The 13,216-nt window shown below is 43.0% G+C and carries 13 protein-coding genes; 7 read left to right on the forward strand and 6 right to left on the reverse strand.

What is annotated here, in order from left to right; genetic code table 11:
• Window positions 1-153: 153 nt before the first annotated feature.
• The 5 genes from SHAL_RS12440 to ilvN all read left to right on the forward strand — a co-directional run bounded on the left by SHAL_RS12440 (window position 154) and on the right by ilvN (window position 5,335).
• Window positions 154-498: a hypothetical protein gene (locus tag SHAL_RS12440; RefSeq protein WP_012277470.1), complete on the forward strand. Its 345-nt coding sequence runs from the start codon at window positions 154-156 to the stop codon at window positions 496-498.
• Window positions 499-722: 224 nt separating this feature from the next.
• The gene (locus SHAL_RS12445; RefSeq protein ID WP_012277471.1) at window positions 723-1,061 is read left to right on the forward strand and encodes a DUF5335 family protein; all 339 of its coding nucleotides are present in this window, start codon (window positions 723-725) and stop codon (window positions 1,059-1,061) included.
• A 525-nt stretch (window positions 1,062-1,586) separates the two neighbouring features.
• Complete coding sequence (locus SHAL_RS12450) at window positions 1,587-2,819, forward strand: multidrug effflux MFS transporter (RefSeq protein ID WP_012277472.1); 1,233 nt, start codon at window positions 1,587-1,589, stop codon at window positions 2,817-2,819.
• Between the two features lie 300 nt (window positions 2,820-3,119).
• Entirely contained in the window at window positions 3,120-4,841 is a 1,722-nt protein-coding gene (locus tag SHAL_RS12455; protein WP_012277473.1) for an acetolactate synthase 3 large subunit, read from the forward strand.
• On the forward strand, window positions 4,841-5,335 hold the full coding sequence (ilvN, locus tag SHAL_RS12460) for an acetolactate synthase small subunit (RefSeq protein ID WP_012277474.1): 495 nt from the start codon (window positions 4,841-4,843) through the stop codon (window positions 5,333-5,335). Before SHAL_RS12455 ends, ilvN begins: the two co-directional genes overlap by 1 nt.
• An 85-nt stretch (window positions 5,336-5,420) precedes the next feature.
• On the opposite strand, the gene SHAL_RS12465 is transcribed toward ilvN, so the two are convergent.
• From SHAL_RS12465 to SHAL_RS12475, 3 genes are all read right to left on the reverse strand, one after another.
• Entirely contained in the window at window positions 5,421-5,861 is a 441-nt protein-coding gene (locus SHAL_RS12465; RefSeq protein WP_012277475.1) for an Hsp20 family protein, read from the reverse strand.
• Between the two features lie 368 nt (window positions 5,862-6,229).
• On the reverse strand, window positions 6,230-8,011 hold the full coding sequence (gene ushA, locus SHAL_RS12470) for a bifunctional UDP-sugar hydrolase/5'-nucleotidase UshA (RefSeq protein WP_012277476.1): 1,782 nt from the start codon (window positions 8,009-8,011) through the stop codon (window positions 6,230-6,232).
• Between the two features lie 373 nt (window positions 8,012-8,384).
• The gene (locus tag SHAL_RS12475) at window positions 8,385-9,065 is read right to left on the reverse strand and encodes an alpha/beta hydrolase (protein ID WP_012277477.1); all 681 of its coding nucleotides are present in this window, start codon (window positions 9,063-9,065) and stop codon (window positions 8,385-8,387) included.
• 234 nt (window positions 9,066-9,299) lie between these two features.
• Here SHAL_RS12475 and SHAL_RS12480 point away from each other — a divergent pair, with 234 nt between their 5' ends.
• Window positions 9,300-10,298 carry a glutathione S-transferase family protein gene (locus SHAL_RS12480; RefSeq protein ID WP_012277478.1) on the forward strand — a complete coding sequence of 333 codons (999 nt, stop codon included), beginning with the start codon at window positions 9,300-9,302 and terminating at the stop codon, window positions 10,296-10,298.
• 20 nt (window positions 10,299-10,318) lie between these two features.
• Here the strand turns inward: SHAL_RS12480 and SHAL_RS12485 are convergent, their stop codons facing one another.
• From SHAL_RS12485 to SHAL_RS12495, 3 genes are all read right to left on the reverse strand, one after another.
• Window positions 10,319-10,537, reverse strand: coding sequence for a DUF3389 family protein (locus SHAL_RS12485; RefSeq protein WP_012277479.1), 219 nt, complete (start codon window positions 10,535-10,537; stop codon window positions 10,319-10,321).
• A 91-nt stretch (window positions 10,538-10,628) separates the two neighbouring features.
• On the reverse strand, window positions 10,629-11,111 hold the full coding sequence (locus SHAL_RS12490) for an FKBP-type peptidyl-prolyl cis-trans isomerase (protein WP_012277480.1): 483 nt from the start codon (window positions 11,109-11,111) through the stop codon (window positions 10,629-10,631).
• A 178-nt stretch (window positions 11,112-11,289) separates the two neighbouring features.
• On the reverse strand, window positions 11,290-12,480 hold the full coding sequence (locus SHAL_RS12495) for a lytic murein transglycosylase (RefSeq protein WP_012277481.1): 1,191 nt from the start codon (window positions 12,478-12,480) through the stop codon (window positions 11,290-11,292).
• Window positions 12,481-12,848: 368 nt separating this feature from the next.
• Between SHAL_RS12495 and SHAL_RS12500 the strand changes: the two genes are divergently transcribed.
• Window positions 12,849-13,208, forward strand: coding sequence for a DUF2750 domain-containing protein (locus tag SHAL_RS12500; RefSeq protein WP_012277482.1), 360 nt, complete (start codon window positions 12,849-12,851; stop codon window positions 13,206-13,208).
• The last annotated feature ends 8 nt before the right edge of the window (window positions 13,209-13,216 follow it).

Below are 13,216 nucleotides of genomic sequence, written 5' to 3' on the forward strand. Positions count from 1 at the left end.
AAAAGCACACCGACTTAACTCACTATTTGAGCTAAAGTGCTTAAAATGTCATAGAAATTCAGCCAGATCCGGCTAAAATTGGACTTTACGGTACATTAAACGATAAAATCACTACAAACCTTCAAGTACACACAAAAATAACAGGTTATTATTATGTCAAAACTGACCAAAGAAGAAGTTATCAGCTCACTTGAGACAGCGCTCACTCAGCGTGATGGCCAAGCTGTTAAGATTGAACAGAAAGGTAGCTGGTACAAAATCGATGGCGGTAAATCTTTACGCTTTAGTGATTTAGAAGCGATGTTAGCTGAAGTTGGCGCCGACAGTGCACCTGTTGAGGCTAAAGCCGAGAAAAAGGCTGTTGCAGCTAAATCGACGGCTAAGAAAGTGCCAGCAAAAAAAGCAGCTAAGCCTGCAGCCAAAAACGGTGGTAAAACACCAAAAGAGCTTTGGCGCGAAAAGTTAGCAGGTAAAGGTCAACTTCCTCGCGGTTTCTAATCATCATTGATTAAGACCTATCGTAGAAGCAAACCATTTGCCAACTTCGATTAATAAAAAACTCCGTCACCCTAGGGTAGCGGAGTTTTTTATTACCTCTCTCATACCCCAGCCCTGTATCTTGGCCATGCCATTATCTTGCCCATGAAAGTATGCTGTACTATATTTATTTTTGAGATTTTAGCTTCGCGCAGTATGATAAATTTAATAATAGGACATGGACTATGCAACAAACTAAACAATTGCACCAAGCAGATTGGTCTGATCATTTTGTTTCTTTCAGCAATGGCAACAAAGGCCGTTTGATAACGATAGAAATGGTCGGAGTGGCCATTGGTGATCAACCTCTCGCCGATGCTTCGCCTCTGTTAGCTATTGATTATGATCCTGTAACTAAGGGAAACAAGCTCACGATTAGCACGGGTGTTAATGCTATCGATTACAGCCACAGCATCAATGAGCCAAATGAAATTTGGCAGCAACAGGATGATAATGGAAAAGTAATTTCATTAGAAATTAAAAACCAGGCGAATACGAGCACAATAATTGCTTTTAAATCTTAGTGTTTGTCACATACGCAAAAAATACAACTAAGTAGCCCTGTTAAAACTTTCTCGCATTAGTTGTCGTTCCACTAATTTCATTTCCAATGACTAATTGAGGTTGGGCTATAGGGCTTTTCTCGGCCCCAATGAACTTCATTCCTTCAGGTCCTAAATCACCTGCTAAGGCCTAATCGCCTATCATCTCGCCGGTATCGGTATTAATTTCAAAGTTAGCAATATTATTCCCTAAATTCAGTTTCAGGGTAAAAAGCCGATTAGAGATTGATTATTAAGTTTAAAACGCTAATATAATTATATCTGACACGTTAATTCCCCCTGCTAATTAACGTGATCCTTTCATTCGCTAAAGCCGTTAACTTGTTTAGTCTGCAATGTAAGTACCACCAGATTGAGTACATACAGTTTTTAGCGTTAAATTGAATTTCTCCGTAAAGTCTTTTGCCATAAACAAACAACTTTCCGCTAGTGAAGTGTTAGCGCCATTTTATTTTCAGCATTAAGCAGCAAGTTGTAGAGGTTCCGTTGAACGACTCACCAAATAGCCAAACGACTGTTAAATACCCATTTGGTGCCAGCTTAGCACTGCTAATCCCTATGCTATCGGCCATCGTCGCTATCACACCACTTGCTATTGATATGTACCTGCCAGCCATGGCAACGCTAGCATCAAGCTTTGACACCGATATCACCTTAGTTCAACAATCACTCAGTCTGTATTTAGGCGGTTATTCGCTTGGCATGTTGTGCTTTGGCCCGCTTGCCGACAGGTTTGGTAGAAAAAGGTTGGTCATACTCGGTTTAACAGGCTTTATGCTGACGAGTTTGAGTCTTGCCTTTGTTACAACAATTGAAAACTTTTTGGCTTTACGTTTTTTACAAGCCTTTATAGGCGCAGCGGCCACTGTAGTCGTACCGGGGTATATCAAAGAGCTCTATGGTAAAAATACCGCTAAAGGCATGTCATATGTCAGCCTTATTATGATGCTAGCACCGCTGATTGCCCCGAGTATCGGCAGCCTTATTTTAGAGTTTGGTGAGTGGCAGTTAATCTTTTTTATATTGGCATCCTATGCCTTTATTTTATTACTGTTGATTAGTCTTAAACTTAAGATGCCTAGCGATAAAGACAACAGCACTCGAAGCACTCAATCATTTTTTGGTGCCTATGCAACCGTGTTTACAAAAAAAGGCGTCAAGCTCAATATCGCCAGCGGCGTACTCACCTCGTTTGCATTTTTCTGTTATCTCACAGCTTCGCCTTTCGTATATATGGAAGTATTTGGGCTAGATAAATCACTGTTTGCGGTTTTGTTCAGCACCAACGTTGGTGCCTTAATGCTTGCCAACGTGGTTAACAGCAGGATAGTTGGTCGCTACGGTTCTAAACGTATGCTCAAGGTGTCGACGTTTTTTGGAACTATCTCTGGTATAGCGCTACTGAGCGTCAATCTGCTTGGGCTAAGCTATCACTTTAGCGTTATGATGCTTCTGCCACTCATGGCCTGTCTAGGCGTTATGTCGGTTAATGCCGATGCTATTGTACTGATGAAATTTCAAAAAGAGACAGGCACTGCAACGGCGGTCATAGGCACGTTACGCTTTGGTTTTGGTGCATTAGCGGGCCCTTTACTGGCACTCTTTTATACAGGGACTGCTGTACCTTTCTCAGCCCTCATGTTATCTGCAGTTATTTTAGTCGGCTTATGTCAATTTCTTAGCCGCCATGAGCCCGCGGTATTAACCGATAACACCTAATAAGTTACACCTTTGCTGTTTTTCCGCTGTTTTTACTCACTATTTTGTTAGTAATAATGAATGTTCTTCATTAAGAACAATTTTTCCCTTTAAAGCACTTGTAATAACTCAAGGGTTTTATATTATGAAAACTCACTCGTTTATGAGTGTTTGCCGAGCAATTCGATTGCGCATTAATCCTTACCTTAGATTATCTGGCATTTCACGAGCAAAGATTACCGTCTGAGCTTAATTATTAGAGCGATTACCGTCGCTGTATCAAGATACTGCATACGTCGCGGTAACTTAAGAGGAAGTACTATGGAGAAGTTATCTGGCGCCAGCATGGTCGTCCGTTCTCTTATTGATGAAGGTGTTAAACATATTTTTGGCTATCCAGGCGGTTCCGTACTGGATATCTATGATGCCCTACACGAAAAATCTAATATCGAACATATCTTAGTCCGTCACGAGCAAGCAGCCGTTCATATGGCCGATGGTTATGCCCGTGCCACAGGTGAAGTTGGTGTTGTCTTAGTGACCTCAGGCCCCGGTGCAACCAATACTATTACCGGTATTGCCACAGCCTATATGGACTCAATCCCTCTGGTGGTGATCTCAGGACAGGTTCCAAGCCACCTCATCGGGAATGATGCGTTTCAAGAGTGCGACATGATCGGTATTTCGCGCCCGGTCGTTAAGCACAGTTTCTTGGTTACCGATCCAAGAGATATTCCTGCCATCATCAAAAAAGCCTTTTATATCGCCTCTAGTGGTCGACCAGGTCCCGTTGTCGTTGATGTGCCGAAAGATTGTATGAATCCTGCCATTTTGCATGATTATCAGTACCCAGAAGATATCAGCATGCGCTCATACAACCCGACAACATCGGGTCATAAAGGTCAGATCCGCCGCGGTCTACAAGCGCTGCTAAACGCCAAGAAGCCTGTACTCTATGTCGGTGGTGGCGCGGTAATATCCGGTTGTGATGCGCAGATCCTAGCGTTGTCTGAAAAGCTTGGGATCCCTGTTGTCAGCACCTTAATGGGCTTAGGTGCCTTTCCAGGCACCCACAAAAATAGTGTCGGCATGTTAGGCATGCACGGTTGCTACGAAGCTAATATGACAATGCATAATAGCGACCTTATTTTTGGCATTGGCGTACGATTTGATGATCGTACTACCAATAATGTCGAGAAGTACTGTCCTAACGCCAAGATCTTACATATCGATATTGACCCCTCCTCTATCTCAAAGACGATTAGAGTCGATATTCCTATCGTGGGCTCAGCAGAGAAAATATTAGATGATATGTTGGCGCAGATAGATGCGAACGATTATGCCATCACAGATCCAGCAGCCAATGATGAATGGTGGAGCGATATCGCCACATGGCGAGCACGTAACAGTCTTGCCTACTCAACCAACGACCAAAAAATTAAGCCACAGCAAGTGATCGAGGCCCTGCATAAACTCACCAATGGTGACGCCTATGTCGCATCAGATGTGGGTCAACACCAGATGTTTGCCGCGCTTTATTACCCATTCAATAAGCCTCGCCGCTGGATCAACTCAGGCGGCCTTGGCACCATGGGCTTTGGTTTACCAGCAGCGCTAGGTGTCAAACTGGCTAAACCTGACGAAACGGTAATCTGTGTTACGGGTGACGGCTCGATTCAGATGAATATTCAAGAGCTGTCTACCGCGTTGCAATACGATATTCCAGTGATTATTATCAACTTAAACAATCACTTCTTGGGCATGGTTAAACAGTGGCAAGATATGATTTATGCAGGTCGTCACTCCCAATCTTATATGGATTCAGTGCCTGATTTTGCTAAAATTTCTGAGGCTTATGGCCATGTAGGCATGACCATTAGCAATCCTGCCGAACTAGAATCCGCTCTTGAAAAAGCACTAAGCATGAAAGACAAACTGGTGTTTATGGATATCCACGTCGATGAAACCGAGCATGTTCACCCGATGCAGATCCGTGGTGGGGCAATGAACGAGATGTGGCTAAGCAAAACGGAGAAGAGTTAATGCGTCGAATTATATGTGTGTTACTTGAAAACCAATCTGGCGCGCTCTCACGGGTTGTTGGTCTATTTTCTCAGCGCGGTTATAACATTGAAACCTTAACGGTTGCGCCTACTGAAGATAAAACCCTGTCGCGCTTAACAGTCACGGTGAATGCCGATGAATATGTTTTAGAGCAGATAGAAAAGCAGCTGCATAAGCTAATTGATGTACTAAAGGTCTCTAATATTACCGAGTCTGCTCACGTGGAGCGAGAACTTGCGCTTATCAAAGTTAAGGCACACGGTGACAACCGTGAAGAGGTAAAACGCTTAGCCGATATTTTCCGTGGTCAAATTGTTGATGTCACGCAAAGCCTTTATACCGTGCAACTTATCGGAACCAGCGAAAAACTTGATGCATGTATCGCGGCATTAGCCGAGTCTACTAAGGTGGTTGAGATCTCACGTTCAGGAGTTGTCGGCCTTGCGCGCGGCGAGAAAGCGATGAAAGCCTAATCGAAGCCTGATATGACAAAAGGGAGCCAATCGGCTCCCTTTTTAAATTCACTTCTTGATTATAACCTATGCGGTTATCGGTCTATTACTCGGCGTCGAGCAATCTTGTGCTGCCAATCTCAATTTTTCTTGGCTTCATCGCTTCAGGGATTTCGCGCTTAAGGTCAATATTGAGTAGACCATTTTCTAAGTCTGCACCTATCACTGTCACATAGTCAGCCAATTGGAATGTGCGCTCAAATCCGCGCTCTGCTATGCCTTGGTAAAGGTATTCACGCTCATCTGTTGTATCAGCTTTAGTGCCTTTGACTAACAGCTTATCGCCTTCACTCGTGATATCGAGCTCTTGCATGGTAAAACCTGCTACAGCCATGGTGATACGGTAGCGGTGCTCATTAATCAATTCGATATTATACGGTGGGTAACCAGAATTACCTTTATTCGACGCCGCGTGCTCGGCAAGTTGTGCCAAACGGTCAAATCCAATCGCGCTGCGGTATAGTGGTGTTAAATCGTAGTTTCTCATGGGTATATCCTTGTCTTAAGCAATATATTTAAAAGTATGGTGGCCGACAACTGTCGCACCGATTTTGAGACTGTTAAGTCTTGTTGCTTATCTATATGTTGCCCCGAAGGCACAACAATTAGATATTCAGTTAAGGCCCTCATTGAGCGACCTTAATAACTATATATGGATCGGATATTAGTATTTCAAGTGCGTGCACTAAAGTTTTCCTAAATAGGGAGTAAATCAATGTTCACTTACCTATTGAGCCAAAAAAAATCCAGTACTTGCAAAAGCAAGTACTGGATTTTAAAAATACAACGTCTTTGTCTGCTAAATCGTTAAACTCGAATAATCAAATTTAAACGATTCAGTTGGGCTAATAACGATTAATCAGCAGCTTTAGCACAGCTCTTAACTTCTGAGCCACCACGGAAGAATTTAGGGTGACCACCATTAGCAGGCGCGTATTCAGCTACCTTAATGCTTGGGTTCTTCTCGAAGTATTCACGAAGTACTGATGCATCGCTACGTTGCGTATCAATGTAGTTTGCATGAGCTGTCACTACTGGGTAGTCATCACCACCTTTAGCACTGAAATTAATCAATGAGAAAGTGTAATTATCGTTAGGATTGAAATCTCGGCCACCTAGAGATGCTATATCTACGATGTCAGCAGAAGTTGCCTCTGGATTAATTTCAAGAGCATCACAAGCCACGTTCATTTCCATTGGATAAAGCTGAGGCATACCACCACCAGTCTTTACCGCTACATTCGCTAGGTAATCTTGTACTTCGGTACCAGACATAGTCACAAATGCAACATCATTGGCAAATGGTTGTACAGTAAGAACGTCACGGTATGAAATTGTACCTTCAGCGATAGAATCTCGGATACCACCAGAGTTCATCACACCAAAGTCTACAGTCGCAGCGAAGTTAGCAGTAACCCAATCAGCGTAAGCGCGAGTTAATAGTTGACCTAGGTTAGTTTGTTCAGCACGAACAACACCGCGGTCACCTTCAAGCTTGCCATCTGTACTTGAAATATCCACATCAAGTAGCTCTTGACCAATATCTTGATAATGCTGCAGCGCATCAATTACCAACTGATCTTGTTCAATCTCTTCAGTAATGAAAACAAGTTCTTCGTTTTCATTTTCTTCTTTTAAGTTGATAGGGATCAGCTTATAGCTAGCTAATGTCAATTCGCCATTGATATATTCAAAATCAGCGCGGCCAACATACTTGCCCCATTCGTGAGCTTGCATGATATAAGTACCATTTTTCTGATCAGGCTTGCATTCATCACCAGGTTTAAAATCTGCGTAGCCATCACCTTCCATACAAACTGGGTTTTGTGAGTGACCACCAATAATGGCTTGTAACTTACCTTTGGCAACCGATTCAGCTAACTTTACATCGCCTGGAGCTTCAGTACCGTGCTCACCATTTGCATAATGACCCATGTGCGTTAGCGCGAACACCATATCTACGGTTTCGTTTGTTTCGATTTCAGTTAGTACTTTTTCAATCTCAACCTGAGGATCGGTGAAATGCAGGCTTTCTACATTGTCTGGGCTGACAACTTTTGGTGTATCAACAGTAGTGAAACCTATGACAGCAACCTTTAACCCGTTGATTTCAAAAACACGGTAAGGTTCAAAGTAACGCTCCGCTGTAGGTTTTCCTTCGCTATCTTTTTTGTAAATGTTTGCAGCTAGCATTGGAAATTTAGCAATATTAGCTTGCATATCTAATACTGATAGAGGGTTATCAAATTCGTGGTTACCAACAGCCATTGCGTCATAACCTAACATCCCCATACCGATAAAGTCTGGTACTGCATCTTGCATATCAGACTCTGGTACACCCGTATTAATGTCACCACCAGAAAGTAAAATAGACTCGCCACCTTCGCGCTCTACTTCATCACGAATAGTGTCGATAGCTGTTTTACGCGCCGCCATACCATATTCGCCATCTTTATTTGCCCAGAAACGGCCATGGTTATCATTGGTGTGGATTACAGTAAAAATCGTACAAGCGTCACCCGCATCAGCACAAGCTTGCGAGATATACTTATGGTCATCGTTATTATCACTGCCACAAGCTGTTAACGCAGATACAACAGCTGTTGCGACTAGCCCTTTAAGTAAAATCTTATTCATTACAATCAACCCCTTGATATATTTTTTATATTTTGTAACTTTAAAGTTATCTAGCAAAAAGCATCATTTCCTTTTGCGGAAGCCATCTTATCAAAGCTTAGGCATATGTTGTGTCACATTTATGATACATCGTGATCTAAACGACTCTTTTATATACACATTATCGATATGATCGTTCGCCATGCAAAACAAGGGTGGCAACCCGAATAGGCAAGCATAGGAGCGTTTGGGATAGAGGAAGCAAAATAAAAAATAAAACACGAAAATACACTGAGTTAAAGCCAAGAAGGAATGCCGTTAATTATCCCGATTACGGAACAGCTGGCAACGAAAGTATCGCGGCCAGTCTGTGCAAAAAACAAGCAAATAGATTTTACTTACCGTATGGCAGCACTGATTGCAGCCAAAGCGAAATATCTTGTAGCTGCTCGGGCAAAACGTTGTGGGCCATGTTGTAAGTTTTCCATTGGGTATTAAACCCCTCGCCTTGCAGTAGTTTAAAGGCCATTTCACCTGCATATACTGGAACTACATCATCTTCAACACCGTGGTGCTGTATGATTGACGTGTCACGATTTACATTTGAAAGTCCTTTGGGGAGGGAGTCACCACTTGGAAGGTAGCAAGAAAGCGCCATTATCCCAGCCAGCTTATGCGGTAACCGAAGGCCTGTGTGCAGGCTCATCACCCCGCCTTGACTAAAGCCGGCTAACACAATGTTTTCAGTTGGGATCCCGAGCGCTATTTGTTCTTCAATCAAAGCGATGATCTGTTGCTCACTCTGCTCGACACCTTGCTTATCCGCTCGCTCATGTAGATCCATACTCTTAATGTCATACCAAGCACGCATAATATAGCCACCGTTAATGGTGACGGCTTGCTCTGGCGCATGAGGGAATATAAAGCGGATCCCATGCTCACTACCTAAGCCTAATGCTGGTACAACAGGAGCAAAACCTGCACCAGAGTCTCCTAGGCCATGAAGCCAGATAACGCAGGCTTTTGCCTCTTGGGTTGGTTCTATCGTAATACGCTCAAGCTTGGAGTCAGACATTGTATCCCTTAAAAATGACTATTTGTTAAATTCGCCTTGATATTACCAGCCTATAGGGAGTTAGCCCATAGTGCCGCCCCTTAAAGAACCGCGACGGTAATGATACAAAATAACCGAAGACACTGAGTTGACATTCAAACCATTAAATCAGTTATTGTCGCGTTGTCGGCTTTCTCTATCACAATTTAGATCATAAGCTAATTGTAGATGGATCAGTACTAAGGCTGAAATAAGATGGGACTTCTTCAAAATGGACAATGGGTAGATCAATGGTATTCAACCAAAGACAGAGATGGTCAGTTTCAACGTGAAGAGTCCAGTTTTCGACACTGGATCACCGCAGATGGTCAACCAATTAAAACAGGGGAAACTCCTTTTAAAGCAGAAAAAGGCCGTTATCACCTATACGTATCACTCGCCTGCCCTTGGGCCCATAGAACCCTCATATTTCGAGTCTTAAAAGGGCTAAAAGATTTTATCAGCGTCATTGTTGTTGAGCCGCATATGCTCGGTAATGGGTGGGAGTTTGCAGGTCGTAAACAAAGTAAGCTTGCTCATCATATTATTGGTGCAGACAGAGACACACTCAATCAAGCTGACTACCTTTACCAAATCTACCAAAAGGCTCAAGCCAACTATAATGGTCGAGTCACAGTGCCAGTATTATGGGACAAACAGAATCAAACTATTGTCAGTAACGAATCATCAGAAATAATACGCATGTTAAACAGCGAGTTTGATCAATTAACGGGCAACGAGCTCGACTTTTACCCGCGGCATTTACGCCAACAAATAGACAAACTTAACAACTTTATTTATTCGACTATCAATAATGGCGTTTATAAAGCTGGCTTTGCCACGACCCAAACGGCCTACAACCAAGCTTATGACGCTCTTTTTGATGCGCTTGATAAAATCGAGCGCATCCTTGAAGACAAGCGTTATTTAACTGGCTCTGATCTCACTGAAGCCGATTTGAGGCTATTTACCACTCTTATTCGCTTCGACGCGGTTTATGTGGGTCACTTTAAAACCAATATGAAACGTATTGTCGACTATTCGAACCTACAAGGTTACCTCAAAGATATCTATCAACGACCAGGCGTAGCGAGTACGGTCAATTTTGAGCATATTAAACAGCACTATTACTTTAGCCATGACACCATTAATCCAACCCGCATTGTACCTAATGGGCCTGTTTTAGACTTAACATCAACCCACGGCCGAGGTTAGCAACAGGGGGGCTTATTATTTTAGCCTACCCCTAACTCTTCCATCACTAGCAGCAGTTGCTCGCTAGAGTCGAGCTTGATGTTCCAACGCACCGCACCAGCATCAGCAACAACCATCAAAGCGTCTTGATGAAACTTAATATCATCAACCATGGCATATAACTGACAGCCATTATCTAAACGCACTTGAACTTCAAAAGGGGAAACAATAAATTTTCCAGCGGAAAAATGGATGATCATAAGCGGTTAGCATCTCTAAAAAAGCTAAAATAACAAAGACAATAAAAAAGCCCAACTTAGGTTGGGCTCTATTTCTACAGGCTACACCAGCTTAATGGTGGTGACCACCTTTACCATGTGCATGACCATGTGCAATCTCTTCACTAGTCGCATCACGTACGTCCATCACTTCAAGGTCGAAAGTCAATTCACGGCCCGCTAATGGGTGGTTAACATCCACAGTTGCCATAAACTTGCCCACTTTAAGGATAGTCACTTGACGTTGACCTTCATCGGTATTGATCAGTGCACGCATACCAGGTTTCCATACTGATGCACCTTGAAGATGTTTAACAGAAACACGCTGCTCGCAATCTTCATTACGCTCACCATAAGTTTCACTCGCAGGAAGCGTAACTGAGAACTTAGCACCAACGTCTTTACCCGTCAGAGCATCTTCAACACCATGCATCATGTTGTCATGGCCATGAAGGTACGCAATTGGGTCTAAACCTTCGTTGGTTTCTAATACTTCACCCTGCTCATCACGTAATGTGTAGTTAAACTGCACAACTGAATCATCTTTAATACTCATGGTATTCCTTAACGCTAATTTAATGGCCGCAGCTTACCAAAACTCAACCTAGGCCTCTAGTTTTATCGTTCTTGGACTCTTATAGACAAAAATGCTTTATCTAAGCTTTTAATAAGAGTTTGAAAGTATCACAATAACGATGCAACCGTTTTGATTGCACCCTATTCAAATTTGAAGTTTATCTAACTTTCAATGCCTTAAACGTCGCCTCATCAGGATAGCCATCGGCAACTAGCCCTTGGCTCTTTTGGTAAGCCTGTAGTCCTTTTACCGACTTAGCGCCCAATATCCCATCGGGTTTGCCCACATCATAACCCTGGCTATTTAATTGAACTTGTAACTCTTTCACCCGCGCTCGGCTTAGATTTGGCATTTTAGGAGGCGCCACATTTAAAGCCACTGCCCCATTAATTCTATCGGCAAGATGGCCAACGGCTATCGCATAAAATGTCGAACGGTTCCAGCGCATGATCACATCAAAGTTGTCATAGCCGAGGAATGCAGGACCGGTATGCCCTGATGGCAAATAAAGCGCCGCCTGCATCTCAGGCGTGCTCAGTGGTGAGCCATTGGTTTGAGTAATACCGAGTTCTGCCCAACGCGCAAGTGGCTGCGCCTCAGCCTTACCAAGATGCGCGTAGGAGAAGTTTGCCGGCAGAGTCACTTCCCTTCCCCAGCGCTCGTTGCGTTTCCAACCTAGGTTTTGTAGAAAGTTAGCTGCAGAGGTTAATGCGTCTTCGGTGCTATTCCACAAGTCTGCTTTACCATCTCCGTCTCCATCAACCGCATATTTTGCATATGCTGAAGGCATAAATTGAGTATGCCCCATGGCTCCTGCCCAAGAACCAACCATATCCGTTTCAGCAAAGTTATAACGCTCTTTGAGCTTCAGCGCTTGCATCAGTTCGGTGGTGAAGTAGCTACTGCGCCTTGGATCGCAAGCCAGTGTTGCTAGAGAATCGAGTACAGACATCTTGCCTTTATAGGAGCCAAAGTTAGTTTCTAACCCCCAAAACGCTAAAAGATATTGTGGCGGAATGCCATATTCTTTTGCCAGCTTGTGTAATAGCACTTTATGTTCTTGATAAAGCTTGCGACCTTGAGCCACACGCCAATCGGTAACACGCTTAGTAAAATAGTTCTCAAACGACTGACTAAATTCTGGCTGTTTTTTATCAAGCTCTATGACTCTTGGCACAAATTTAACGTTTGCCAAGGTTGTGTCAATAGTCTGTTGTGATAAGCCTTGAGCTTTTGCAGTCTGTTGTAGGTCTGCAACACAAGTTGCCCAATTTGGCTGCTCGGATGTCGCGTATGCTGCTGAACTCGTAAGTAGAAGCGCTGTAGCCAGGGGGATTGATTTAAACAATAGAAGACTCCCAAAATGAATGACTGTAACGTATAAAATGACGTGGCTTGATTAAACTGACCTTAAACTCGCTTCATCTAATCTGAATTTCATTCATAATCATTTTCACGAGGTTTTATCAAGCTCTTGTAAAATATCATACTATGCTAGCAGCATAATATAGATTAAATTCACTTTAATATTACGCTGAAGTGACGAATACATAGCAAATGCTCGAATTGCGAGCAAAAATCGCGGATATAAGCTACTTTTGCTTTATTCATCTATAGATAATTAGCTTAAATGACTTGCTAAAATGCTAAGCCAGTTGCAGACTAATACACATTGAAATCTAGCTCATTTACACCTAACCAAACAAGAGATTAATCATGACTGAAATGACTCCTGCAGTAGAAAGTTTCATCAACAACGTAAAACAATCCCAGGTTGTTTGGGGTCTTCAAGATGAAACAGGTGAAGGCTGGGTTGTCTGTGACTCTTCTGAATTCGAAGCGACAGATGTGATGCCTTTATGGTCTGAAGAGGCTCAAGCAAAAAGTCATTGCACCGACGAATGGGAAGGTTACGCAGCGGTAGCAATCACTCTTGAAGAATTTTTAGAGTTCTGGGTTAGCGATTTAAATGATGACGGCGTATTAATCGGCGTTGATTGGATTGCCGATCAAGACTGTCAAGAAGTGGACCCAATCGTATTGGCAACATCGCTAGTCAATGTTGAAAAAGAGTAATAATACCG

This window comes from Shewanella halifaxensis HAW-EB4 (assembly GCF_000019185.1).
In the GTDB taxonomy this organism is placed as follows: Bacteria; Pseudomonadota; Gammaproteobacteria; order Enterobacterales; family Shewanellaceae; genus Shewanella; species Shewanella halifaxensis.

What these genes read in the sequence shown, in the direction of transcription:
- SHAL_RS12440 (WP_012277470.1), top strand. Translation starts at nt 154, where the DNA reads ATGTCAAAACTGACCAAAGAAGAAGTTATCAGCTCACTTGAGACAGCG.
- SHAL_RS12445 (WP_012277471.1), top strand. Translation starts at nt 723, where the DNA reads ATGCAACAAACTAAACAATTGCACCAAGCAGATTGGTCTGATCATTTT.
- SHAL_RS12455 (WP_012277473.1), top strand. Translation starts at nt 3,120, where the DNA reads ATGGAGAAGTTATCTGGCGCCAGCATGGTCGTCCGTTCTCTTATTGAT.
- ilvN (WP_012277474.1), top strand. Translation starts at nt 4,841, where the DNA reads ATGCGTCGAATTATATGTGTGTTACTTGAAAACCAATCTGGCGCGCTC.
- SHAL_RS12465 (WP_012277475.1), bottom strand. Translation starts at nt 5,861, where the DNA reads ATGAGAAACTACGATTTAACACCACTATACCGCAGCGCGATTGGATTT.
- ushA (WP_012277476.1), bottom strand. Translation starts at nt 8,011, where the DNA reads ATGAATAAGATTTTACTTAAAGGGCTAGTCGCAACAGCTGTTGTATCT.
- SHAL_RS12475 (WP_012277477.1), bottom strand. Translation starts at nt 9,065, where the DNA reads ATGTCTGACTCCAAGCTTGAGCGTATTACGATAGAACCAACCCAAGAG.
- SHAL_RS12480 (WP_012277478.1), top strand. Translation starts at nt 9,300, where the DNA reads ATGGGACTTCTTCAAAATGGACAATGGGTAGATCAATGGTATTCAACC.
- SHAL_RS12485 (WP_012277479.1), bottom strand. Translation starts at nt 10,537, where the DNA reads ATGATCATCCATTTTTCCGCTGGAAAATTTATTGTTTCCCCTTTTGAA.
- SHAL_RS12490 (WP_012277480.1), bottom strand. Translation starts at nt 11,111, where the DNA reads ATGAGTATTAAAGATGATTCAGTTGTGCAGTTTAACTACACATTACGT.
- SHAL_RS12500 (WP_012277482.1), top strand. Translation starts at nt 12,849, where the DNA reads ATGACTGAAATGACTCCTGCAGTAGAAAGTTTCATCAACAACGTAAAA.